This is a genomic window from Flavobacterium sp. ZT3R18, assembly GCF_007097385.1.
Lineage (GTDB): Bacteria > Bacteroidota > Bacteroidia > Flavobacteriales > Flavobacteriaceae > Flavobacterium.
Genome location: NZ_VJZS01000001.1, coordinates 449,448 through 472,357 on the forward strand (window position 1 = coordinate 449,448; position 22,910 = coordinate 472,357).

22 protein-coding genes, 1 tRNA gene and 1 pseudogene are annotated in these 22,910 nt (G+C 35.9%); 6 read left to right on the forward strand and 18 right to left on the reverse strand.

Translation table 11 applies throughout. The annotated features are described in order from the left end of the window. Positions 1-5: 5 nt before the first annotated feature. Positions 6-78 (reverse strand) — tRNA-Met (locus FNW52_RS01960). A gap of 118 nt (positions 79-196) precedes the next feature. On the opposite strand from FNW52_RS01960, the gene era reads away from it, so the two are divergent. Then, on the forward strand, positions 197-1,078 hold the full coding sequence (gene era, locus FNW52_RS01965; protein ID WP_143375735.1) for a GTPase Era: 882 nt from the start codon (positions 197-199) through the stop codon (positions 1,076-1,078). Positions 1,079-1,344: 266 nt separating this feature from the next. On the opposite strand, the gene FNW52_RS01970 is transcribed toward era, so the two are convergent. Beyond that, entirely contained in the window at positions 1,345-1,842 is a 498-nt protein-coding gene (locus FNW52_RS01970) for a hypothetical protein (RefSeq protein WP_143375736.1), read from the reverse strand. A gap of 141 nt (positions 1,843-1,983) precedes the next feature. On the opposite strand from FNW52_RS01970, the gene der reads away from it, so the two are divergent. Further along, positions 1,984-3,294 (forward strand): ribosome biogenesis GTPase Der, encoded by a 1,311-nt coding sequence (gene der / locus FNW52_RS01975; protein ID WP_143375737.1) that lies wholly within the window; start codon positions 1,984-1,986, stop codon positions 3,292-3,294. Between the two features lie 435 nt (positions 3,295-3,729). On the opposite strand, the gene FNW52_RS01980 is transcribed toward der, so the two are convergent. From FNW52_RS01980 to FNW52_RS02020, 9 genes are all read right to left on the reverse strand, one after another. Then, positions 3,730-4,470 carry a DUF2490 domain-containing protein gene (locus FNW52_RS01980; protein WP_143375738.1) on the reverse strand — a complete coding sequence of 247 codons (741 nt, stop codon included), beginning with the start codon at positions 4,468-4,470 and terminating at the stop codon, positions 3,730-3,732. 69 nt (positions 4,471-4,539) lie between these two features. Further along, complete coding sequence (locus tag FNW52_RS01985; protein WP_143375739.1) at positions 4,540-4,953, reverse strand: Rrf2 family transcriptional regulator; 414 nt, start codon at positions 4,951-4,953, stop codon at positions 4,540-4,542. 169 nt (positions 4,954-5,122) lie between these two features. After that, positions 5,123-5,980, reverse strand: a complete 858-nt coding sequence (locus FNW52_RS01990) for a YgcG family protein (RefSeq protein WP_143375740.1) — start codon at positions 5,978-5,980, stop codon at positions 5,123-5,125. Further along, entirely contained in the window at positions 5,980-6,417 is a 438-nt protein-coding gene (locus FNW52_RS01995; protein ID WP_143375741.1) for a TPM domain-containing protein, read from the reverse strand. Before FNW52_RS01995 ends, FNW52_RS01990 begins: the two co-directional genes overlap by 1 nt. Before the next feature lie 93 nt (positions 6,418-6,510). Then, on the reverse strand, positions 6,511-7,098 hold the full coding sequence (locus tag FNW52_RS02000) for a LemA family protein (protein WP_143375742.1): 588 nt from the start codon (positions 7,096-7,098) through the stop codon (positions 6,511-6,513). A gap of 77 nt (positions 7,099-7,175) precedes the next feature. After that, a complete protein-coding gene (locus FNW52_RS02005; protein WP_143375743.1) occupies positions 7,176-7,508 on the reverse strand; it encodes a MerR family transcriptional regulator in 333 nt (110 codons plus the stop codon). An 88-nt stretch (positions 7,509-7,596) separates the two neighbouring features. After that, positions 7,597-8,253 carry a DUF4276 family protein gene (locus FNW52_RS02010; RefSeq protein ID WP_143375744.1) on the reverse strand — a complete coding sequence of 219 codons (657 nt, stop codon included), beginning with the start codon at positions 8,251-8,253 and terminating at the stop codon, positions 7,597-7,599. A gap of 2 nt (positions 8,254-8,255) precedes the next feature. After that, complete coding sequence (locus FNW52_RS02015; protein WP_143375745.1) at positions 8,256-9,362, reverse strand: AAA family ATPase; 1,107 nt, start codon at positions 9,360-9,362, stop codon at positions 8,256-8,258. A 98-nt stretch (positions 9,363-9,460) separates the two neighbouring features. Then, on the reverse strand, positions 9,461-10,438 hold the full coding sequence (locus FNW52_RS02020; protein WP_143375746.1) for a M23 family metallopeptidase: 978 nt from the start codon (positions 10,436-10,438) through the stop codon (positions 9,461-9,463). A 435-nt stretch (positions 10,439-10,873) separates the two neighbouring features. On the opposite strand from FNW52_RS02020, the gene alaS reads away from it, so the two are divergent. The 4 genes and pseudogenes from alaS (at position 10,874) to FNW52_RS02040 (ending at position 15,911) form a co-directional block, all read left to right on the forward strand. Then, positions 10,874-13,504, forward strand: a complete 2,631-nt coding sequence (gene alaS / locus FNW52_RS02025; RefSeq protein ID WP_143375747.1) for an alanine--tRNA ligase — start codon at positions 10,874-10,876, stop codon at positions 13,502-13,504. A gap of 245 nt (positions 13,505-13,749) precedes the next feature. Beyond that, positions 13,750-14,127 (forward strand): annotated as a pseudogene (locus FNW52_RS02030) (GxxExxY protein). 195 nt (positions 14,128-14,322) lie between these two features. Continuing rightward, positions 14,323-15,288 (forward strand): GSCFA domain-containing protein, encoded by a 966-nt coding sequence (locus FNW52_RS02035; RefSeq protein ID WP_143375748.1) that lies wholly within the window; start codon positions 14,323-14,325, stop codon positions 15,286-15,288. Positions 15,289-15,290: 2 nt separating this feature from the next. Beyond that, positions 15,291-15,911: a DUF4230 domain-containing protein gene (locus tag FNW52_RS02040; protein ID WP_143375749.1), complete on the forward strand. Its 621-nt coding sequence runs from the start codon at positions 15,291-15,293 to the stop codon at positions 15,909-15,911. 168 nt (positions 15,912-16,079) lie between these two features. On the opposite strand, the gene FNW52_RS02045 is transcribed toward FNW52_RS02040, so the two are convergent. From FNW52_RS02045 to FNW52_RS02075, 7 genes are all read right to left on the reverse strand, one after another. Beyond that, positions 16,080-17,843: an aromatic amino acid hydroxylase gene (locus FNW52_RS02045; protein WP_143375750.1), complete on the reverse strand. Its 1,764-nt coding sequence runs from the start codon at positions 17,841-17,843 to the stop codon at positions 16,080-16,082. A 264-nt stretch (positions 17,844-18,107) separates the two neighbouring features. Beyond that, positions 18,108-18,887: an acetolactate decarboxylase gene (gene budA / locus FNW52_RS02050; protein WP_143375751.1), complete on the reverse strand. Its 780-nt coding sequence runs from the start codon at positions 18,885-18,887 to the stop codon at positions 18,108-18,110. A gap of 252 nt (positions 18,888-19,139) precedes the next feature. Further along, the gene (locus tag FNW52_RS02055; protein ID WP_143375752.1) at positions 19,140-19,742 is read right to left on the reverse strand and encodes an HAAS domain-containing protein; all 603 of its coding nucleotides are present in this window, start codon (positions 19,740-19,742) and stop codon (positions 19,140-19,142) included. Continuing rightward, positions 19,742-20,074 carry a PadR family transcriptional regulator gene (locus tag FNW52_RS02060; protein WP_143375753.1) on the reverse strand — a complete coding sequence of 111 codons (333 nt, stop codon included), beginning with the start codon at positions 20,072-20,074 and terminating at the stop codon, positions 19,742-19,744. Before FNW52_RS02060 ends, FNW52_RS02055 begins: the two co-directional genes overlap by 1 nt. Positions 20,075-20,246: 172 nt before the next feature. Beyond that, positions 20,247-20,639 (reverse strand): group III truncated hemoglobin, encoded by a 393-nt coding sequence (locus FNW52_RS02065; protein ID WP_143375754.1) that lies wholly within the window; start codon positions 20,637-20,639, stop codon positions 20,247-20,249. A gap of 255 nt (positions 20,640-20,894) precedes the next feature. Continuing rightward, a complete protein-coding gene (gene ilvA / locus FNW52_RS02070; RefSeq protein ID WP_143375755.1) occupies positions 20,895-22,139 on the reverse strand; it encodes a threonine ammonia-lyase IlvA in 1,245 nt (414 codons plus the stop codon). Between the two features lie 45 nt (positions 22,140-22,184). Then, the gene (locus FNW52_RS02075) at positions 22,185-22,622 is read right to left on the reverse strand and encodes a hypothetical protein (protein WP_143375756.1); all 438 of its coding nucleotides are present in this window, start codon (positions 22,620-22,622) and stop codon (positions 22,185-22,187) included. Positions 22,623-22,910 lie beyond the last annotated feature (288 nt).

Here is a 22,910-nt window from a genome sequence, read left to right on the forward strand (position 1 = left end):
CTTAGTAGCGGGAACAGGACTCGAACCTGTGACCTTCGGGTTATGAGCCCGACGAGCTGCCTACTGCTCTATCCCGCGTTGTTTCGGGTGCAAAGGTACGACGAATTATTGTATTTCCAACACAAATTTTTAAAAAATGTTTTATTTTATCTATTGACTTGATATGACTACCTTTGCAGCATAAATTATATTTAAAATGTCACATAAAGCAGGTTTTGTAAACATCATAGGGAATCCAAACGTTGGGAAATCAACGTTAATGAATGCCTTTGTAGGTGAAAGGTTATCAATTATTACATCAAAAGCACAAACAACACGTCATAGGATTCTGGGGATTGTAAACGGGGAGGATTTTCAAATGATCTTGTCGGATACGCCTGGGATCATCAAACCGGCCTACGAAATGCAGGAATCGATGATGAATTTTGTAAAGTCCGCTTTTGAAGATGCCGATGTTTTAATCTATATGGTAGAGATTGGCGAACAGGAATTAAAGGACGAAGCATTCTTTAATAAAATCATTCATTCTAAAATTCCAGTTTTGTTGTTGTTGAATAAAATTGACAACTCGAATCAAGCGCAATTAGAAGAGCAAGTGGCTTTTTGGACAGCCAAAGTTCCAAATGCCGAGATTTATCCTATATCCGCTTTGCAGAATTTTAATGTACCCGAAGTTTTTCAAAGAATTATTTCATTATTGCCAGAATCGCCAGCCTATTACCCAAAAGATCAATTGACGGATAAACCGGAACGTTTCTTTGTAAATGAAACTATCCGTGAAAAAATATTGTTGAACTACAGCAAAGAAATTCCATACGCAGTAGAAATCGTAACCGAAGAATTTTTTGAAGATGAGAATATCATCCGCATTCGTTCTTTGATTATGGTGGAACGTGATACACAAAAAGGAATAATCATTGGTCACAAAGGTGCTGCTCTGAAAAAAGTAGGAACGGAAGCCCGTGCAGATTTAGAGAAATTCTTTGGGAAACAAATCCATATTGAATTGTATGTTAAAGTGAATAAAAACTGGAGAAGCAACGCGAATATGTTGAAGCGTTTTGGGTATAATCAATAAGTTTTCAGTCTCAGTCTCAGTTTTCAGTGAATTGGTTCGAGAGTAAAGGCTAAAATAAAATAAGTTAAAATCAGTATTGGAATTTGTTCTAATGCTGATTTTTTTTTAGCCCAGATCGAAAGGTTTTTAGTATTCATTCTCAGTTTTCAGTCTCAAAAACAGTGTTAAAACGGATGTACTTTTTTGCAAATTTGTTAAGAAAATGAATTATAAAGTTTGCAGACAACTCTGAAAACTGTGACTGCGACTGCGACTGAAAACGGTACTTATGATTCTATAATTTCCAAAAATATTTTTTCGATGTCATTCATTTGTTTTTCGCCGTTGCTTCGGATTTGTTTGGCGATAACGTAGAGTAGAAACCACGCGAAAACCATTAGGGACATCACGACAAAATCGCCAGTTGTGGATGCTTTTAGAACGTAATGGGAATAGGCGATGCCGCAAAAAATGATGAAAGTACCCGCTATCATAAAATGTAAAAACATGAAAAACGTCCATAGATTAGGATCGGGGCCAAATAAACCTCTAATGTGGGTTTGATTTTCGCCTTTGGATTCCATTTCGAGATGCAAATGAGGCGACCAATAAGCTTTCTTGGCGCCTTTAATGTTGATCCAAATGTGGTATTCTTTTATTTTTAGAATGAAATCCGGAGAATTCGTTGTGGTGAATTGTATGAATTTTTGACGCAGTGAATCGATGTCCTGATTGACTTCTTTGTAGAATCGCAAACGCAAACGGATCTCATTATTAGTGTCCATAAATTTAGAAATGAAGTGGTTAAGTGAATAAGGTATAGCGAATATACCAAAAAAATTGATATTCATGGTTTTAAACACTACCTTTGCAGCCCGAAACGGCGAAGCAGTTGAACGGGCGAAGTAAATATTTGAATTTATATTATGAACAATATTGTTGCGATAGTAGGAAGACCTAATGTAGGGAAATCAACCCTTTTTAATAGGCTGATACAAAGAAGAGAAGCTATTGTAGATTCAGTTTCTGGGGTTACCAGAGATAGAAACTACGGTAAAAGCGAGTGGAACGGAAAAGAGTTTTCTGTGATTGATACGGGAGGATACATTCGTGGATCGGATGATGTTTTTGAAGGCGAGATACGTAAACAAGTAGAATTGGCTATCGACGAAGCTGATGTTATTATATTTGTGGTAGATGTTGAAGAGGGGATTACTCCAATGGATGACGTTGTTGCCCGTTTGTTGCGTAAAGTGACCAAGCCCGTTTTATTGGCTGTGAACAAGGTGGATAATGCCATGCGTGAAAAAGATGCTATTGAGTTTTATAACCTTGGTTTGGGTGAATATTATACGTTTGCCAGTATTTCTGGTAGCGGAACAGGGGATTTATTGGATGCGTTGATTGATGCTTTTCCAGTGAAACCAGAACCGGTTCAAGAAGAGGTAGTTTTGCCTCGTTTTGCTGTAGTGGGTCGTCCTAATGCAGGGAAATCTAGTTTTATCAATGCATTGATTGGTAAAGAACGTTTTATGGTAACTGATATTGCGGGTACCACTCGTGATGCTATTGATACTAAATTCGACCGTTTTGGTTTTGAGTTTAACTTGGTGGATACGGCAGGAATTCGTCGTAAAGCTAAAGTAAAAGAAGATTTAGAATTTTACTCGGTGATGCGTTCGGTACGTGCGATTGAGCATGCTGATATTTGTATCTTGATTATTGATGCTACTAGAGGATTTGAAGGACAAGATCAAAGTATTTTTTGGTTGGCCGAGAAAAACCGTAAAGGTGTTGTAATCTTGGTGAACAAATGGGATTTGGTTGAAAAAGAAACCATGTCAACCCGTGATTATGAAGAGAAAATTAAAAAAGAATTAATGCCGTTTACCGATGTGCCTATTCTTTTTGTTTCGGCGTTAACGAAACAACGTTTGTTGAAAGCCTTGGAAGCAACGGTTAAAGTGTATGAAAATAGACAACAACGTATTCCAACTTCAAAATTCAATGAGTTTATGTTGAAGGTGATTGAAGCGTATCCGCCACCTGCAACCAAAGGTAAATATGTGAAAATTAAATATTGTATGCAGTTGCCAACACCAACACCTCAGTTTGTGTTTTTTGCCAATATGCCACAATATGTAAAGGAACAGTACAAACGTTACCTTGAAAATAAGATTAGAGAAAATTGGGACTTCTCGGGAGTGCCAATTGATATTTATATTAGAGAAAAATAAAAACAGAAAGTCCCGAAGAAATTCGGGACTTTTTTTTGGATCAGATTGTTTTGAATAGTTACGGGAGAAGAATACAATCCGTTTTGCTGGAACAAACCGCTAAATTCTATAATAAACCGTTTTCAACTTGTATTCCTTTTACAGAAAATAAAAAAAAACTCATGACTCCCGAAGCGTCGGGATCGGGATCAAAAGATTAACCATGTAAGAAATGTAAGAAAAAACAAGGCGTTGCTTTTTATGTCCTAACTTAAAGGACCTTATATTTCTTATATGGTTACAATTTAATGCTATTTATTTTAGAATATAGCTGAACAAACTAATTTTGAAAGCAGTAGTAAAAACAGATTAGTTTTTTTAAGAAAGCTAGTCGCAATGTTTTGCTGTCAACTCTGAAAACTGCGACTGAAAACTGAAAACTGCAACCTGAATAGGTTACTTCTTTTTGTAACCGTTTATTTTATGGAAAAAGGTAAACCGAATAATATCTCGGTCAAAATAATCCACACCACTGGCGCGTTGTTGGAAACTTTTTAGATACCCCAATTCTAATGCGATATTTTTGTTGACTCCATATTGTAAAGCGGCATAGATTCTGTTTTGGTCAAAGGTGTTTTTAATAATACTTTCTCCAGCATTGATCATCAATTCGTCATATACAATTGCTTTTAAATACTGATTTTCCTTTTTCCAACAGGAATATTCCCCTTGAAGTCGGTATCTAAATCTCCAAGAAAAAGTGGTTCCCGGAAGTAATTCTTCTTTGTTGGCATTGTGAATAAAACGTTCCTCGACTTGAAAACGTTGATTCAGAGTTACTCTACCTATATCTTGTTTCCATGTGATGTCTTGTTGAGTTCTGTATTCAGGTACATTAAAATCATTGGTAACATCGGGATCTTGTGTGGCTACAGAGAAATAGGCAAATCCACCTCCTGTTTCAAATTCATTATTGATTTTATAACGTCCTTGTAATCGGATTAAATATAAATTTTCTTCGGTAGGTTTTAGGAATACCCGATTGTCAAACTCTGTGTGTAGAGACCATTTATTGTTTAATGTCAAATGGCTGTAATAACGTGTCCAAAGCAAACTTTGATGATCTACGTTTTTTTCCGTTTGCGCTCTGGAAACAAAACAGATAAATAATAGGCAAAGGATTCTGAAGATTTTCATGAAGTTTTTTTAAATTTACTGCAAATATACCAAACTCTACAAAAAAGGTAGAGTTTAAAAGATGTTTTTTTATTTTTTTACCAATGAGGCGATTGTGATGCCTTGCATGACTTTCAAAGTTTCGTCGCGAATAGTCATCAATCCGTGTCGTAACAGACATTCCGACTCGCTTACACAATCCGAACAACGCTCATAAAAATTCAATGAAGCGCAGGGGAGTAATGCGATGGCACCATCAAATAAGCGATGAATATCAGCCAAAGTGATGCTTTCTGTTGGTTTTAAAAGATAATAACCGCCAAATTTTCCTTGTTTGCTGCCTACAAAATGACCTCTCTTTAAATCCAAAAGTATTTGCTCCAAAAACTTTTTAGGAATAGAGGCTCCTTCCGCAATTTCAATTGTTCTTGAAATGTGGTTCTCGTCTTGTTGTGCTAAATAAAGGAGCGCTTTAAGGGCGTATTTGGTCTTTTGTGAAAGCATTATTGACTATTGATGTTTATAATGAATGTAAAGTGTAAGGGATTCTATTTTGAGAAGAAAAGGAAATATCAAATATAGTTCTTTTTTTAAATTCAAACAATGCCCTGATTTTTTTCTACAAAATGCAAAAGAGAGTCCGCATCGAACTCTCTTTTGTATTTGTATCGTTTTACCAGCCTCCGCTCGAACCTCCACCAGAGAATCCGCCTCCGCCAAATCCGCCTCCGAAGCCACCACCTCCGCCTCCAAAACCACCACCTGAAGATCCGCCAAAACCACCACCGGCACCTCTTCCGAGACTGCTTAGGATGATAACGTCGAGTAGGCTAGGGCCTCCGCCTCCACGGTTGCCAGAATTTCCACCTCCACCACTATTTTTGTTTTTTGATAGTAAAACCAAAATAATCACAACAATAACAATGAACGGGAAAATAGGGAAATCTTTCCCTTTAGTTTGTTTGCGTTCTCCTTTGTATTTGCCTTTGAAAACATCAAAAAGGGCGTCTGCACCTTTGTCTAAACCTTTGTAATAACTACCGGCTTTAAATTCGGGAACGATAATGTTCCTGATTATTTCTCCTCCAATTCCGGCGGTTAATCGATCTTCAAGACCGTAACCAGGATTGATGGCTATTTTTCTTTCTGCTTTGGCTAAAAGAATGATAACACCATTGTCCTCTTTGGCTTGTCCCAATCCCCAAGTATGAGCCCATTTAGTCGCTAATTGGCTAACGTCTTCATTTTTGAGACTTTCAATTGTGATTACTACAATTTGAGTAGACGTAGAATCGGAATATTTGATGAGTTTTTCTTCGAGTTGTGCTTTTTCTTCTGGACTCAAAACTTTGGCATAATCGTAAACCGAAGTTTGAAAACTAGGTTTCTCCGGAATTGTAAATTGAGCAAATAGAAAACCACTATTTAAGAAAAGGAAAACATAAAGAAATAGTTTCCATCTTGCTTTTGCCAAATGATTTGTGCTCTCTGCCTTCTGCCTTTTGCCTTCTGCCTTCTGCCTTTTTTTCATTACCCTTTAGAGATTTCGTTTGTTAATTCGTTGGTGTCGCCTTCTAGCCAAGGGAAATATTTTTGTAATCGCTCTCCTGCTCTCAGTATTCCATCGACAAGGCCTTGCTTAAAGTCTCCTTTTTTAAATTGAGATGCCATCACATCACGGGTGCAATCCCAAAAATCGGGTTCGACTAAATCGTTAATGCCTTTGTCTCCACAAATAATAAAGTGATGATCATCAACGGCGAGGTAGATAAGAACCCCATTTTTGAGTTCGGTTTCATCCATCTTTAATTCATGAAAAACTGCTGTAGCACGATCATAAGGATTGATGGAAGTTGTTTTTTCTATATGAACTCTAATTTCGCCAGAAGTATTTTTTTCGGCTATTCGAATAGCTTCAACAATTTCTTGTTCTTCTTCTTTGCTTAAAAATTCTTCTACTTTTGACATGGAAATTATTTTTGAATGAAGATTAACGATTTTTGATCTTAGAATTATTCATTCTGCAATCAAAAATCGTTAATCAAAAATTTTAAATCTTTTTTAGAATTTTACTTCAACAGGTTTTTCTGCTCCCGTTACCGCTTGGAAATACGCTTTTTCTTTGAAACCAAACATTCCTGCAAACATAGAGTTTGGGAAGGTTTTGATGTGTGTATTATAAGGCATAACCGCTTCGTTGAAACGTGTACGAGCAGTCAAGATTTGATTTTCTGTACTGGCCAATTCATCTTGTAATTTCAAGAAGTTAGCATTGGCTTTTAATTCTGGGTAACGTTCTACAGATACTAATAATTTAGACAAAGAACTGCTTACACCACTTTGAGCCGAATTGAATGCTGCTAATTGTTCTGGAGAAATATTTTTTGGGTCAATAGTTACTGAAGTCGCTTTGGCACGTGCTTCGATTACAGCGGTTAAAGTGCTTTTTTCGAAATCGGCCGCTCCTTTTACGGTATTTACTAAGTTTCCGATAAGGTCATTTCTTCTTTGGTAAGCGGTTTGCACATCTCCCCAGGATTGCTCAACGGTTTGACTTAATGTAACTGCTGTGTTGTTAATTCCCTTAACCCAGCTGTAAATTCCAATGATTACTACTGCTACGATAATCCAAGGCAAAAATCTTTTCATGTTTGTTTAATTTAATGTTTAATATTTAAGTTTCTGTTTTTTATTTTTTAATTGTCATTGAAATTGCCATTGCTATTTCAAAGTTCATTTTTGATATTTGTCAACTGCATTTTTATGGATTCTAATTTACTGATAATTTCAAATTTATCCATTGTTTTCTTTTGACCTTCTTTCAAATGGGTTTTGGCACCTTCGAGTGTAAAACCTCTTTCTTTGACCAAATGAAAAATTAGCTGTAGATTCTTGATGTCTTCGGGGGTGAACATTCTGTTTCCTTTGGCGTTTTTCTTTGGTTTCAGTATGTCAAATTCACTGTCCCAAAATCGAATCAGGGAAGCGTTTACATCAAATGCTTTGGCGACTTCGCCTATGCTGTAGTATCTTTTATCTTTTGAAAGTTCAATATGCATGCTAATATTTGTTAAGATATGTTTCAATTTTTGCAAGGGTATTGCAAGTTAGTAATTTACTTCTTTGTTTGCTTTGCAAATTAATGGCTTATATTTTTTCTAGTTTTGAAATCCATTCATTAAAGCGGGGACATTTTTTTCGTATCTTATTTATGCCTATATCTTGAGCGATTAAACAACCATGAGTAATTTTTGAATAATCTTTAATTGTTTTCTGTAATCTTTTAGATGGTGCAGTAATACTACTGTCGTTTATTGATTCTGGATTCTGATTGTCAGTAATAGTTTGGACTAAATAGTTGTAATCCAGAAACTCATTTTGCTCAAATCCATTATTAAAAACATCAATATCACAAAATAATAATCCTTCGAACTCATGTAACTGAATGTATGGAATGAATTTTTGTTGGTATTGAGCAGAAATATCAACTAGCATACCTTGCTCCATTAAATCCATTCCGATGTTTTTATCTGTATGTTGATTGGCCTGTAACCAATTTGGATAATTATGAAAAGCGTGAATACCATAAAAGTCTATCAAAGTAGTTACAAATGCCTTATGATCTTGCTTAAAATGCGTTTCGATTTGATGTTTCAATGAAGCCCAACTTACAATACCTCCTGCTGTTTTCTTTATAGTAGGATTTTGAATAAAAATACCGAATTGGTTAAAATGGGGCTGTAAAATATCGTTGCAGAATTCTTGTTCGGTTTGCCCTTCACAAATTATAATTAAGCGTTTCATAATTATATTTTCGTAAAAGGTTGCCCTGAATTAATGATATTTCTTTCCCATAAATCTCCCAGAGTGAATTCATTTAACCAAGTTTTTAAATCCTCTGAATTTAATCTGCTAAAAACAGTTTGATTTTCTTGGATGCTTCTGTCTATAACAACGATGTCTTCTGGATTGAATTTAGCGATTAATCCTGGTGACTGGGTTGCTATAATTATTTGAGATTTATTAGATGCCGCTTGAATCATTCCGGTTAGCTTGCCTATTGCAAATGGATGTAAGCCTAATTCAGGTTCATCAATGATAATTACTGTTGGAGGTGTAGGTTGCATTAATAAGGTGGATAACGCAATAAAGCGCAATGTTCCATCTGATAATTGATAGGCTGAAAAATTACTTTCAGGGTCGCCTTTGTCAACCCAACGTAACGCAATTTGATTTTCATCAAGACGATTTGGCTCTAAAATAAATTTTTCAATGTAAGGCGCAACTTTTTGTATTGTCTTTTCAATTCTAGTGTAAATTTTAGGATGATTGACTTTTAATAAATATAGAAATGCTGGAAGGTTTCTGCCGTCTTGTTTCAAATAGAGATTGTCATTTATATCACTCTCTCTTCTTAAAAAAGAAGTTGTGGAAGTGTCGTGAAAATGGAATACTTGAATGTTTTTTAGATGTTCTGCTAAGTAATTGTTTCTGAAAGAACTATTTTTTTGGATATTGCTTTCTTCTAAATTATATAAAGTATAATAGTTGTCATTTATATTGTCTCTTATCACATTATATCCAGAACCTTCTTTCTCAAAGTATAAACCGCCTTCTTTTGTTTGGGCAAGGTCGAAAAAGTAGCCGTTATTGTTGCCGTTACCACTGTTGAATATTAGTTTTCCAAATAAATGGTCTGTTGTTTTTCTTCCAAAATAAAGTAAATTATCAGCTCTTTCTTCTAAAACATATTTTTGAAAACGCTCATTGAAAATTGAATTAATAAGTTTGAAGAAAGAAATAAAATTGCTTTTACCCACTCCATTACTACCAATAAGAATGTTAATTGGTTTTAGTTCCAATTCTAAACTCTTAATAGATTTGTATCCTTTTATTTCTAAATAATCGATCATAATGTTAATTTCTTTCTGAACACTTTTTGAAGTCTACTAGGACTGATTACTATCCCGAAGCCTCGGGGCTGAAGACTGACCACTTTTTTAAAAAAAAACTAATCCAAAGATTGATTTTCTTGGTTGGCTATTTTTGAAATGGCAACGTATTCTACTGCCGAAATATTGCCGTAATAAAAATTAAGCGGGTTGACCACTTTTCCGTTTTTGTGCACTTCATAATGCAAGTGCGGTGCTTCGGAACGTCCTGTGCTGCCTACGTATCCTATAATGTCTCCTCGTTTTACCGATTTTCCTGCTCTACAATTGTATTTGCTTAAATGGCCATAAAGCGTTTCGTATCCGTATCCGTGTCTAATTACGATATGGTTTCCAAATCCGGAAGCGGTATTGTCAGCTCTTGCTACAACTCCATCGCCTGTGGCGAAGATTGGTGTTCCTGTTTTGGCTGTAAAATCCATTCCTTCGTGCATTTTTCTGGCCTTTGTAAATGGATCTGAACGGTATCCGAATCCAGAAGCCATTCGTTTTAAATTTTCATTCTTTACGGGCTGTATCGCCGGAATAGCAGATAGTAATTTATTTTTTGCTTTGGCTAATTTTAAAATTTCATCCAATGATTTGGATTGTATGACTAATTCTTTGCTCAAGCCATCTATTCTTTCAGTGGTGCTGATTACCAATTTTGAATTGTTATAACCTTGTAAGGCGGCATATCGGTTTATTTTGGAATAGCCTGATTTTCTTTCTTCTTCCGGAATGGCGGCTGTGTTAAAGTAAACACGATATAAATTGTTGTCTCGGTCTTCAATATCTTCAAGAACATCCTCTACTTGATCCATTTTTTTGTTTAAAATGGCGTAATTCAATTTTAAATTTTCGATTTCGCGTGCTTGCAAACGGTCTTTTGGTGTGTCAAAATAAGGGGTGTTCAATAATATGATGAAGGTCAGAAACCCAAAGATAGCCGATGCTAATAAAAACAGTATGGCAAAGCCAATTTTCCGTCTCTTTCTGATTTTTATCTTCCGATATGCCAGATTTACAGAATCGTAATAATATTTTACTTTCGCCATATTTTAAAATACCCTATTTTTGCAAATTAGTAAAAGGTAAGTCGAACAAATTTAATAAATGTTTCAGTTGTTCTGCTCTTTTTTTAATAATAAATAAAATGGTTGCCTGTCTTTACGGATATTGGGAGAACTAAAGGTTTGATGCTCTTGCTTCTGCTTCTTTTGTTTGAGGATTGCAGAGCGTTTTGAAAACTAAATTTCTTCATTTGTAATAAAGGTCTTGATAGCACCGCGTGAGGGATAGCGCCAAATTACCGAAGTAATGGCAATAGCCCGACAGCATTAGGGAAAGGGGCCTACTACCCTGTTGCTGAATTAGGCCCCTTTTTCTAATGGTGGCACGCCCAAATGATGATGAAAACGATGGCTTTTAGAAAATAGATTTTAGATAAAATAATAAATAATAATTCAACGAATTACTGAATATACAGCAAAATGAAATCACAAGACGTACGTAAACAATTTTTAGATTTTTTTGAAAGTAAAGGGCATTTAATTGTTCCTTCGGCTCCGATTGTTCTTAAGGATGATCCAACCTTGATGTTTAATAACTCGGGAATGGCGCAGTTTAAGGAATATTTCCTCGGAAACGGAACGCCAAAAAGCAAGAGAATTGCCGATACGCAAAAATGTCTTCGTGTTTCCGGAAAGCATAATGACTTGGAGGAAGTGGGGATTGATACCTACCACCACACGATGTTTGAGATGTTGGGGAACTGGTCTTTTGGCGATTATTTCAAGAAAGAGGCGATTCACTGGGCTTGGGAATTGTTGACTGAGGTGTATAAAATTCCAAAAGACATTCTTTATGTTTCGGTTTTTGAAGGAAATCCTGATGAGAATGTGCCTTTTGACCAAGAAGCTTGGGATATTTGGAAAACGTTGATTGATGAAGACCGAATTATTCTTGGAAACAAGAAAGATAATTTCTGGGAAATGGGAGATCAGGGACCTTGTGGACCTTGTTCTGAAATTCACGTTGATATTCGTTCTGCTGAAGAAAAAGCATTGGTTTCGGGTAAAGATTTAGTGAACAACGACCATCCGCATGTGGTGGAGATTTGGAACAATGTATTTATGGAATTCAATCGTAAAGCCGATGGTTCTCTAGAGAAATTGCCAGCACAACACGTAGATACCGGAATGGGATTTGAGCGTTTGTGTATGGTTTTGCAAGGGGTTCAGTCGAATTATGATACTGATGTTTTTACACCAATTATTAGAGAAATTGAAACCATTACAGGTTCAAAATATACGATTAAAGCGAAAGACGAAGCCGAAGATAAAGTGAATATTGCCATTCGTGTGATTGCTGATCACGTGCGCGCTGTTGCTTTTTCTATCGCCGATGGTCAATTGCCATCGAATACGGGAGCGGGTTATGTAATTCGTAGAATTTTGCGTCGTGCGATTCGTTACGGTTTTACTTTCTTGGACACCAAAGAGCCGTTCATCTATAAATTGGTTGAAACTTTGAGTGTTCAAATGGGTGGTTCTTTTGCTGAGATTAGATCCCAAAAAGAGCTTTGCGCCAATGTGATTCGTGAGGAAGAGAGTTCGTTTTTGCGTACACTGGACCAAGGATTGATTTTGTTGGACAATATAATCGCAAATTCAACCGAAAAAGTTATTTCAGGTAAAAAAGCATTTGAATTATATGATACTTATGGTTTTCCTATTGATTTAACCGCTTTGATCTTGTCTGAAAAAGGGTTGTCATTAGACGAATCAGAATTCGAATCTGAATTGCAAAAACAAAAAGAGCGTTCTCGTGCGGCTTCAAAAGTGAAAGCTGGCGATTGGCAAATTTTGATGGAAGATGAAGACGAAGAATTTATTGGGTATGACCACACCGAAGCTACGGTAAAAATTACCCGTTATAGAAAAGTAGAAAGTGCCAAAGATGGAGAGATTTTCCAATTGGTATTCAATATGACTCCTTTTTATCCAGAAGGTGGTGGACAAGTAGGAGATAAAGGGTATTTTGAAACCGGAAATGGGGATGTTATTTATATCATTGATACCAAGAAAGAAAACAATTTGATTATTCATTTTGTAAAAGATTTGCCTGCAAATGTTACCGAAACGTTCAAGGCCATCGTTTATGAAAACCAACGATTGGAGTCGGCTGCCAATCACTCGGCTACCCACTTGATGCACCAAGCTTTACGAACTATATTAGGAACGCATGTGGAGCAAAAAGGATCTTTGGTGAACAGAAACAATTTGCGTTTTGACTTTTCGCACTATGCTAAAGTTACGGATGATGAAATTCAACAAGTAGAGGATTTTGTAAATGCAAGAATTCAGGAGCAATTGCCGTTAATAGAAAGACGTAATGTTCCTTTTGCGCAAGCAGTAGAAGAAGGTGCTATGGCATTGTTTGGAGAGAAATACGGCGATACGGTTCGTGCGATTAAATTTGGAAACAGCATGGAATTGTGCGGTGGAATTCACGTAAAGAACACTGCTGATATTTGGTATTTCAAGATTGTGAGTGAAGGCGCTGTTGCGGCTGGAATTCGTCGTATTGAAGCCATTACTTCGGTTAAAGTGAAAGAATATTTTGCAAGCCAGTCTGAAAAATTGACAGCGATTAACTGTGTGTTGAAAAATCCACAGGATCCTATTAAAGCAGTTGTTTCATTGCAAGAAGAAAATGCAAAATTGAAAAAACAATTGGAGGTTTTATTGAAAGATAAAGCTAAAAATATGAAAGGGGAATTGGCTAAAGAATTACAAGATATTAATGGTATTCAGTTCCTTGCCAAACAAGTTGATTTGAGTCCGGAAGGAGCCAAAGACTTGGCTTATGAATTGGGTACATTAGGAACTAACATGTTCTTGGTTTTGGCTACAGCCGAAGAAGGAAAACCAATGTTAACGTGTTACATCTCTAAAGAGTTAGTGGCTGATAAAAAACTAAACGCGGGTCAAGTGGTTCGTGAACTAGGGAAGTACATTCAAGGTGGAGGTGGAGGGCAGCCTTTCTTTGCTACCGCTGGAGGAAAGAATGTAGATGGAATTGTAGAGGCTTTGGCTAAAGCGGTTGAGTTTGTGAAGTAATTCACGCTAAGGTTTTATTAATTTCTCGCAAAGGCGCAGAGACGCAAAGGTTTTATGTGAAGATATTATTATAAAATAGAAGCGGTTTAGTTTGTGAATTTGCTCGATTGTTTTTAGAAAATTATGTCTCGCAAAGGCGCGGAGACGCAAAGGTTTTATGTTGTAAATATTGATTATGACATTTTAGAACTTTGCGACTCTGTGTCTTTGCGAGATTTTAAGTATATTAGTGGTAAATTATAAAAATGACTGAAAACGAGATTTCTAGAATTGTTGTTGATGTTTCTTATAAAATTCATACCAAACTTGGCCCGGGATTGTTAGAATCTGTTTATGAAGCTATTCTTTATTATGAATTATCTAAACGGGGTTTGAATGTTGAAAGACAGAAACCATTGCCAGTAATTTGGGAGGAGGTGTATTTAGATATAGGTTTTAGAACCGATTTAATAATTGAAGATAAAGTGATTATAGAAATAAAATAGATTGAACAGATTGTAAATGTCCATCCGAAACAACTTTTAACTTATCTAAAAGTAACAGGTATGAAATTAGGGTTGTTGATTAATTTCAATGAATCATTAATAAAAAACGGAATTACAAGAATAGTAAATAATCTTTAACCTTCTACTCTCTATAGTTTAATGGGATTTCTTGCAAGGATTTTGTTAAATTTGTCCTCATTAATCCCGATAATTATCGGGAGCTAAGTCGTAAAGAAAACGGCTTTGTACTTTGCGGCTTTGCGCCTTTGCGAGAAAAGAGTACTTTGCCTAATGACTTTGCCCGATAGTTATCGGTATTAGAAAGAAATAACTATGAACTTCAGAACCCAAATACCCATTCCCAATCATCCTAATCCCATAGACTACAACTCCAAAATTGTATCCTTGGGTTCCTGCTTTGCGGAAAATATGGGAGATAAATTTCAATATTTTAAATTTCAAAGTACGACCAATTCGTTCGGAATTATTTTTAATCCCGTTGCTATTGAGAGAATTATTGATAGAGTTGTCAATGATACGCTATTCACAGAAGAAGATGTTTTTTTTCATAATGAGCGATGGCATTGTTTTGAAGTACATTCGGATTTAAGTCATTCGAATCCTGAAGATTTGTTAGGGAATTTGAATCAAATTCTCAGGGAAACCAAAAAGCAATTGCAGGAAGCAACTCATATTATCATTACGTATGGAACTTCTTGGGTGTACCGAAATGTCGAAAAAGACGCTATAGTTGCCAATTGTCATAAAGTACCTCAAAAGCAGTTTGCCAAAGAATTACTTACTGTTGCAACCATTCAAGGTAGTATCGAAAATACAATACATCTCATTCAGTCTATAAATCCCGATTGCAATTTCATTTTTACCGTTTCCCCAGTGCGCCACCTCAAAGATGGCTTTGTTGAAAATCAAGTCAGCAAAGCGCATTTGATTACATCGGTTTACCACGTTTTAAAGGAATCGGTAGGAGTTCTCCCTTCGGGGGCTAGGGGGCTTTTCCCTTCCTACGAAATCATGATGGACGAACTACGGGATTATCGTTTCTATGCCGAAGATATGTTACATCCGAGTCCAATGGCGGTAGATTATATTTGGGAACGATTCAAGGAAAGTACCATTTCAGAAACGGTTTATACTACTATGGATGCCGTCGAAAGTGTTCAAAGAAGTCTGCAACATCGCCCGTTTAATCCCCATTCGGAGAACCATAAAAAATTCGAATTGAATCTTCAAGCGAAAATCGCTACATTAGTGGCTCAGTATTCATTTATGAAATTTTAATTATGCTAAAAAGAATTTTAGTTGGAGCAGTATTAGTAGTGGCAATAGTTTTGGCATTCAAATTTTGTGAATTCAAGAAAGAGGATGATTCAACGATGGATTACAATACCAATTTAATCCAACAACAAATTGTGAATGTAGGTAAATTGGTGGTTACTGAAGGACATTTTTCGGAAGTAGTGACTTATAAGAACCAACAAAAATACATGATGGATATGCTTTCGTTTGAGAAAAAAGCACTGATTGTTGTAAACGCCGATGTTACAGTTTCCTATGATTTGCACCAAATGAAATACGATATTGATGAGAAAAACAAAACCATTACGATTTTAAGCATCCCAAAAGAAGAAATAAAAATAAGCCCAGACATCAAGTTTTATGACGTAGAGCAAAGTCAGATGAATCCATTTACGGGTGCGGATTACAATAAAATCAATAAATCGGTAAAGGCGAATTTGTCCAAGAAAATCGAAAAATCTTCGTTGAAATCCAATGCCCAAAACCGTTTGATAAGTGAACTCTCCAAGATTTTAATTCTGACCAATACGATGGGTTGGAAACTGCAATACGACGGTAAAGTCATCTCAAACGAAAAAGAACTGCAACAGGATTTGAAGTTATAGGGTATTTTAAACACAAATTTCACGAATTAGCACGAATAATTAATTCGTGTCCATTCGTGAAATTCGTGTTTAATTTTTTAATTTAAACTTACTTTGTAAACGATTCTATTTTCAATTTACAGCAATCCAATTCGTGCTAATTCGTGAAATTCGTGTTCTATAAATATTTTAATGAGTCGTTTCCTCATTCTCAAAAATCAACTCCAATCCATTCGAAATTAATTTTTCGATTTCGGGACGTTGTTTTTTTAGGTTTTCCAAATGCAGTAGCACTTGTTGCATTAAATCCGATTCGTTTCTGGTATTCAAAAGTTCAACTATTTCTACAGCCAGCAACCAGTCTTTTGGATGATTTCCTTGTAGTTTTGCAAAAATAGGTTCTAATGAAGTCTTTGTGTCATTAGATTCGCGAATGCTTCTTACAGTTTGGTATAATACTTCCAGATCGTCTCTTTCGAAAGTATGTTTGGCTTTAATGGTTTTGCTCGAAGGAACATGCGAAATTAAATCGAAGCTATTCACATCGGCTGGGCCAGAAAAGGCTGAAACCAGTTTTTTACCCACCGCCATATCATAATTCCCCCATTCCGGTTGGAATAATATAGTGTCTCCGTGTGTAACGGTACAGTTTTTAAAACAAATTAAAATAATCTCGCCGTGTAGATTTCTCTTGCCGGTAACGATTTCTCCAACCACTTTTATATTACCTTCAAATTCAAGAGTAGCGGTTTGGCCTTCATAAACACCATAGGCTTTTAAGTCTCTTGGACTCATGTCTTCAATAGCCAGATTGATTCCTTTTAGTTTTCCAATTGGGCTACCAAAACCTTCCGGATGCGTACTCGTTCCGTGTCCTACCATTTCTTTTTCGCGGTAGGATAAAGCTGTTTTTCCTGTGGTTTGAAAGTAGATTGGTTTTCCGTCTTCTTCGATAACATTTGTAAATATGCCTGAAATCTGTAAGCCAGTACTCAGTTCTGCCGTTCCTAATGCTTTCGAATGGATTAGTTTGTTAATTCCTGATAATCCGCCAGTGCGTAAGGCCATTGTGTTGGCAAACTCTTCCAGAATCAAACTCAAATAAGCAAAATCTGGAGTGACATATAGTTGCGGTTGTAATTTGGTAATGTCAAAACTTTGGTTGACTGCCGAAAAACCATAAGGGATTTTCTTTACATTATCCGTCATGCACCAAGCGCTTTCGCCAATAGACGACAATAATCCAGCGCCGTATATTTTTGGGTTTTCGATAGTTCCAATCAAACCATATTCAACCGTCCACCAGTGCAGGTTTCGGATTTGGGCCATTTCAGATAATTCGCCCATATTATTTTGCAAATCTTCCACTGCTTTTTCGGCAGCTTCAATTTCGGCTTTTGGTGTGCCTTCGGCTTCTTTCAAAATAGAAAGCAAGCGTATGGCTTCGTACATTTCGTAATCTTTATGCGAAGAAATGGCTTTGCAACCTATTTCGCCAAAACGACGCAGGTATTCCGCATATTCCGGATTCGCAATAATAGGAGCGTGACCGGCACCTTCGTGAATAATATCTGGAGCAGGAGTGTATTCTATATGTTCGAGTTGTCGAATGTCCGAAGCAATAACCAATACGTTATAGGCTTGAAATTCCATAAAAGCATTGGGCGGAATAAATCCATCTACCGCAACGGCAGCCCAGCCAATTTCGCTTAGTATGCGGTTCATGCCGTACATACTCGGAATATTGTTTACCTCAATTCCTGTTTTTTTCAAACCATCCAGATACGAACTGTGGGCAACTTTCGAGAGATAATTCACGTTTTTGCGCATCACATAACGCCAAACCGCTTGATTGATAGGCGTGTAATCGCTATAATCCTGTGGTTTGATAAACTGTTTTAAATGTTTAGGCAATCGCTCTAATAAGGGATTGCTTTCTATGTTTGTGTTCATGACGAAATCGATATAGTTTTAATGCAAAAATACAACTTTAAGGAGTGAATTCTAACTTTTGTATTAGAAATTATCTAACGATTCAGCCTAACAAAAATTTGACACAAATTTCACGAATTAACACGAATTCAAGATTAAAATTGAGTCTAATTTCACAAAAAAAAAAAACAATTTCACAATGCAATTTGTGCAAATTTGTGTAATTCGTGTCTGTTTTTTCTTTAAACCCTACGTTAATTTGGTGTGCGCTGAATAGTAACGAAATTATTTCTCTACTTTCTCTAAGTCTTCTGCTTTGGTTTTGGTTAAATTCAGTCGGTTGAAGTCTTCATTGTTAGGGATATGAAGCTCAAAATCATCCATGAAGTCCATTTCTATTTCAAAATTAGATGCCGATAAATCCAACACGTGTCCACCCGTTTTTTTATCATCCGAAAGGAAATGAAAATGGTAGCCCGGAACATTCAAGCCTTTCATAAATTCAGGAAATCGGAAACCAACCAGTGTTCCGGAAATTGTTTGCAGCTCAAAAACCGACTGTTTTTTTACGGCATCAACCATCAAAGGATAGGGTTTTACTTGTTTGGAGACACTTCGGGTTTTTATTGTTTGACATTTTACTTTGATTTTATACCCCACATATAAATTTTTGTTGGGCGATAAACTGTCCAACAAAGCGTAGAGTTTTTTGAGGTCTAATGTCTGAGTGCTGGTAAAATTTTGGTCTTTAGAGAAATTCGTTACCACGGCAAAAGGCGTTTTTTGCGAAGGAACAACAGCATACGCTTTTCCATCGGATTTGATTTGGTAGAAATGATTGTCAAACCCAATCATTTCGCCGTCCAATTCATTAAAAGTCCCAATCCCGAAACTTCCTTTCTTTTGCAATGCAGCCAGAGTCATATCGCCATCAAAACCGCCTTCCATCAAGGCATTGATTGTGGCATATTGATATACCGTTTTGTTTTTATCTTTTTGGGCGGTACTCGTAAAATAGGAGAGTGCTGTGAATAGAAAAGTTATTGTTTTTAAAGAGTTGGTCATTGTAATTTGGTTTTGTTAGTGTAGCAAAAGTAATACAATGGTTTTGATTTTGATGCGCTAGATTTTTCTTGGAGCTATTCCAGCTTTTCATTGCAAGTTTTTGTGAACCCGTTTGTTTTTCTACTGTTGTGGCAAGAGCTTCCTCCGGTCGCTTTGCCACAACAAGAAAAACTAAAACGGCTTTCACAAAAAGCTTTTCATTTCAATTGGGCTATGGGAGTTGTGGGATTATTGGTTTTTGAATGCTATTTTTTATTTTCTCCTTTGATTTATTGATTTTTTAAATTTTAGTAATGCAGTGAGCAAAAAATAAAACACTAAAATACAAAGTAATGTAAATGGAATAAACCAATTGCCTAAGACTTCTGTAACGTTTTCATTGTCGTCAGTTTTGATATATCCCATTGCTATAATTGACTTGTTTTGCACGAACATTCCAACTTCGGACGGATTTATTATTTTGGCAAAAATCAGGAAAACAAAAGCGAACAAAAATAAATATAAGAGAAAGAAAAACACATATGAAATTCCATTTGTGAAGTTTAAAACCAACGCTTTAAAAACATGAACAGGATTAAATGTTTTTGTCGCTTGTTCTAGTTTTTTATCAGCTACAAGTGGTTTTAATACTTCCTCTGGAGTTCCAAGTCTTTCAATAACGTCGAGTAGTAAATCAATTTCATTTGCATTATTTTTATGCTGTAAAGATTCGTAAATATGACTGTTAAACTCCATGTAAATGTCATTTTGATCTTCTTTTGAAAGCGAATGGGTTGCTTTTTTTACTCGCTTCATATACTCGCTATATATTCTTTGCGAAGCAATTTGACTGAATTTAATTTCTTCTATTTCCATTATATTATTTTGTTTATTGATTTTGCTAAATTTTCCCAATATTCATTCATCTGAATGAGTGTTGTGGTGCCAACATCGGTTAAGCAATAATACTTTCTTGGGATTCCTGTTTCTTGTTCAACCCATTTTGAAGATACTAAATTTTCATTTTTCAGTCTATTCATTAATGGATAAAGTGTGCCATCGGCGATTTCTATTTCGGTATGTTTCCTTATTTGTTCAATAAGTTCATAGCCATAATACTCATTTTCTTTGAGTACATTTAAGATAATAAAGGTAAGAGTCCCTTTTTTTACTTGCGATTTCCAATTTGTTACAAAAGTTTCATTCATATTTCAAATGTAATGCAAAATACATAGCTATACAATGTATTTAAATAAAAAAATATTTTTCTTTTAATTCGTTCTGATTTTTAGTGTTTTAAATGAAATAGCAACTAAGACAACTATTTGTGTGATAAACTAAAAAAACCGCAACATTTCTATTACGGTTTCTGTCTTTATATTACAAAAGCGGATGTTTCGCTTCATGCCTGAAATACTCAATTTTGTGGTTGAACATTTCTGCCATATTTTGGCCTCGTATTTTGGCTTCGTCAGCAAGTGAACCTGCAAATAAACTATCTACGGTATTCGTGAAAATTTCCATCCAGCGGGTAAAGTGTTCTTTCTCTACGGGTAGTTGTTTGTGGGGCGGGAAAGGACTGCCTGAATAGGTGTGTTCATCGAGCAGAACAGTTTGCCAAAAACGGTACATTTTCTCCAAATGTTCTGGCCAGCGATCGCCAATTTTCTCGTCAAAAATAGAACCAATTAGTTCGTCTTTTCGCACATTGGAGTAGAATGTGTCTACCAATAATTTAATGTCTTCTATGTTTGTGATGTCTTTGTTTTTCATTGTTTTTGGGAATAAAAATAGCCTACTCAAAGGTAGGCTATAATTAGAAAACCGACAAAAAATAATTGTTATAGTATTAGGTATTATTTTGTTTCAATGCTTTGATTGTATGTTGTATTTATATCTAACAGGTTAAAAGAAACCTGTTAGGAAACGTCATCCTAACAGGTTTCTTTTAACCTGTTAGGTATTGTAATTGGTAACGGAATAATTAACTAGATTGTTGGATAAACTAAAATAACAAACGGTACTATTTTATCCTATTAATTGGGTAAACAGATCGTGTCTTTCGTTGAGGTATTGGTATTCAAAACCTTTGGTATTCATGTTGGCTTTGATGGCGTGAATGTCATTTGGATTCTTTAATTCTAACCCAACAACTACAGATCCTACTTCGCGGCTATTCTTTTTGGCAAACTGAAAATAAGTAATATCATCATCTGGTCCTAAGATGTCGTTTACAAATTCCTTCAATGCTCCTGGGCGTTGCGGAAACTGAATCATAAAATAATGCATTAACCCTTCGTAGAGTAGGGAACGTTCTTTGATTTCGGCGGTTCTTTCGATGTCGTTGTTGCTGCCGCTAACAATGCAAACTACCGTTTTTCCTTTTATTTCGTCCTTGTAAAAATCTAATGCGGCAATGGTTAATGCTCCGGCAGGTTCTACGACCATGGCTTCTTCATTGTACAATCGCAATATGGTGGTGCATACTTTTCCTTCGGGAACCAGTATAATGTCGTCTAGGTTTTTTTGGCAAATGGCAAAAGTCAGATCGCCCACTTGTTTTACAGCCGCTCCATCCACAAACTTATCGATAGTGTCTAATGCCGTGTTTTTGTGATTGGCAATAGAAGTTTTCATCGAAGGAGCGCCTTGAGGTTCTACACCAATGATTTTGGTATTCGGACTCAGGTGTTTGAATACCGTTGAAAGACCCGAAGCCAGTCCGCCGCCGCCTATGGGTACAAATACATAATCGATAGGTTCTTTGTAAGTGTCCAGAATTTCCAATCCAACAGTTCCTTGACCGGCAATGACTTCTACATCATCAAAAGGATGGATGAACGCTTTGTTGTTTAGTGTGGCGTCGGCTACTGCTTTTGCGTAAGCGTCATCAAAAGTGTCTCCTATCAAGACAATTTCGACATAGTTTTTTCCAAACAACTGCACTTGTTTGACTTTTTGTTTGGGAGTGGTTTTGGGCATGTAAATTTTGCCCGTTATTTTCAAAAGATGGCAAGAGAAAGCTACGCCTTGCGCATGATTCCCTGCACTGGCACAGACGATTCCGTTTTCTTTTTCGGCATCCGTCAAGGAGCTAATTTTGTTATAGGCACCTCTTATTTTGTAGGATCGAACGACTTGCAGGTCTTCGCGTTTTAGTAGGACAGTCGCACCAAACTCCTCCGATAAATTTAAGTTTTCAATTAGGGGAGTAGAGGGGACTACATTTTGTAATTGTTTTTGGGCTTGTTGTATTGCTGTGAATAAAGTCATTTTTTTAGTATTTGGAATTTAAAATTTTGAATTAAAAGGAATTCATTAGGCTATTTCTAATTCGGCTATTTTTGTGGCTAATTGTTGGATTGTTTCTTTGTGCGTTTTACTGGTATAAACGCAATAATCAGTTTCCTGAATAATTGGAAAGGCATTGATAATTGATGTGACTTGTTTTTCTTTTTCTTTTTCATCGGAATTCGGAAACTTTAATAATAGAATTTGGTAAGTAGAAAGCTCAGCTTCAGTCTGTAAATAACATTTAAAAACTTCAATGATTTTTTCCATTTGATACACTATGTTTTGAACTGCTAATTCTGTTTCAATAAGCGTAATCGTAAAACGATATAAATTTACTGTTTTGCAAAAAAATACTGAGAAGCTGTTTATGTTTGTTTTTCTTCGAGTCAAGATAAGGGCTACTTTATTGATTAATCCTTCCTGTTTTTCGCTGAAAAGTGTTATTGTAAATTCTTGTTTCATTGCTGAATAGTTTGTTTTTGGTTAAAAAAAAAGCCTTTCTCCATTTGAACTGAGAAAGGCTTTATTAGAAAATAGAATCCTGACTCGTCATGTGAAACGAATAATGATAATTGCGATACTAATAATTGTTGCTAAATTTTGCATGTTTGTTTAAAATAAAAAAACCTCCCGATGTGGGAGGTTTCATAAATTGTATATTGATTACTTTTTTATATAACACCTCGTCATAACTATCGAATGATAATTATAATAATGACAATGATGATGTTAATTAAGTTTTTCATTTTT

Coding starts and splice junctions, on each gene's coding strand:
- FNW52_RS02075 (WP_143375756.1), bottom strand. CDS start 22,622: ATGAAACAAGAATTTACAATAACACTTTTCAGCGAAAAACAGGAAGGA.
- ilvA (WP_143375755.1), bottom strand. CDS start 22,139: ATGACTTTATTCACAGCAATACAACAAGCCCAAAAACAATTACAAAAT.
- FNW52_RS01990 (WP_143375740.1), bottom strand. CDS start 5,980: ATGAAAAAAAGGCAGAAGGCAGAAGGCAAAAGGCAGAAGGCAGAGAGC.
- FNW52_RS01980 (WP_143375738.1), bottom strand. CDS start 4,470: ATGAAAATCTTCAGAATCCTTTGCCTATTATTTATCTGTTTTGTTTCC.
- der (WP_143375737.1), top strand. CDS start 1,984: ATGAACAATATTGTTGCGATAGTAGGAAGACCTAATGTAGGGAAATCA.
- FNW52_RS02055 (WP_143375752.1), bottom strand. CDS start 19,742: ATGGAAATAGAAGAAATTAAATTCAGTCAAATTGCTTCGCAAAGAATA.
- FNW52_RS02045 (WP_143375750.1), bottom strand. CDS start 17,843: ATGAACACAAACATAGAAAGCAATCCCTTATTAGAGCGATTGCCTAAA.
- FNW52_RS01970 (WP_143375736.1), bottom strand. CDS start 1,842: ATGGACACTAATAATGAGATCCGTTTGCGTTTGCGATTCTACAAAGAA.
- budA (WP_143375751.1), bottom strand. CDS start 18,887: ATGACCAACTCTTTAAAAACAATAACTTTTCTATTCACAGCACTCTCC.
- FNW52_RS02010 (WP_143375744.1), bottom strand. CDS start 8,253: ATGAAACGCTTAATTATAATTTGTGAAGGGCAAACCGAACAAGAATTC.
- FNW52_RS02060 (WP_143375753.1), bottom strand. CDS start 20,074: ATGAATGAAACTTTTGTAACAAATTGGAAATCGCAAGTAAAAAAAGGG.
- FNW52_RS01985 (WP_143375739.1), bottom strand. CDS start 4,953: ATGCTTTCACAAAAGACCAAATACGCCCTTAAAGCGCTCCTTTATTTA.
- alaS (WP_143375747.1), top strand. CDS start 10,874: ATGAAATCACAAGACGTACGTAAACAATTTTTAGATTTTTTTGAAAGT.
- FNW52_RS02000 (WP_143375742.1), bottom strand. CDS start 7,098: ATGAAAAGATTTTTGCCTTGGATTATCGTAGCAGTAGTAATCATTGGA.
- FNW52_RS01995 (WP_143375741.1), bottom strand. CDS start 6,417: ATGTCAAAAGTAGAAGAATTTTTAAGCAAAGAAGAAGAACAAGAAATT.
- FNW52_RS02035 (WP_143375748.1), top strand. CDS start 14,323: ATGAACTTCAGAACCCAAATACCCATTCCCAATCATCCTAATCCCATA.
- FNW52_RS02040 (WP_143375749.1), top strand. CDS start 15,291: ATGCTAAAAAGAATTTTAGTTGGAGCAGTATTAGTAGTGGCAATAGTT.
- era (WP_143375735.1), top strand. CDS start 197: ATGTCACATAAAGCAGGTTTTGTAAACATCATAGGGAATCCAAACGTT.
- FNW52_RS02065 (WP_143375754.1), bottom strand. CDS start 20,639: ATGAAAAACAAAGACATCACAAACATAGAAGACATTAAATTATTGGTA.
- FNW52_RS02005 (WP_143375743.1), bottom strand. CDS start 7,508: ATGCATATTGAACTTTCAAAAGATAAAAGATACTACAGCATAGGCGAA.
- FNW52_RS02020 (WP_143375746.1), bottom strand. CDS start 10,438: ATGGCGAAAGTAAAATATTATTACGATTCTGTAAATCTGGCATATCGG.
- FNW52_RS02015 (WP_143375745.1), bottom strand. CDS start 9,362: ATGATCGATTATTTAGAAATAAAAGGATACAAATCTATTAAGAGTTTA.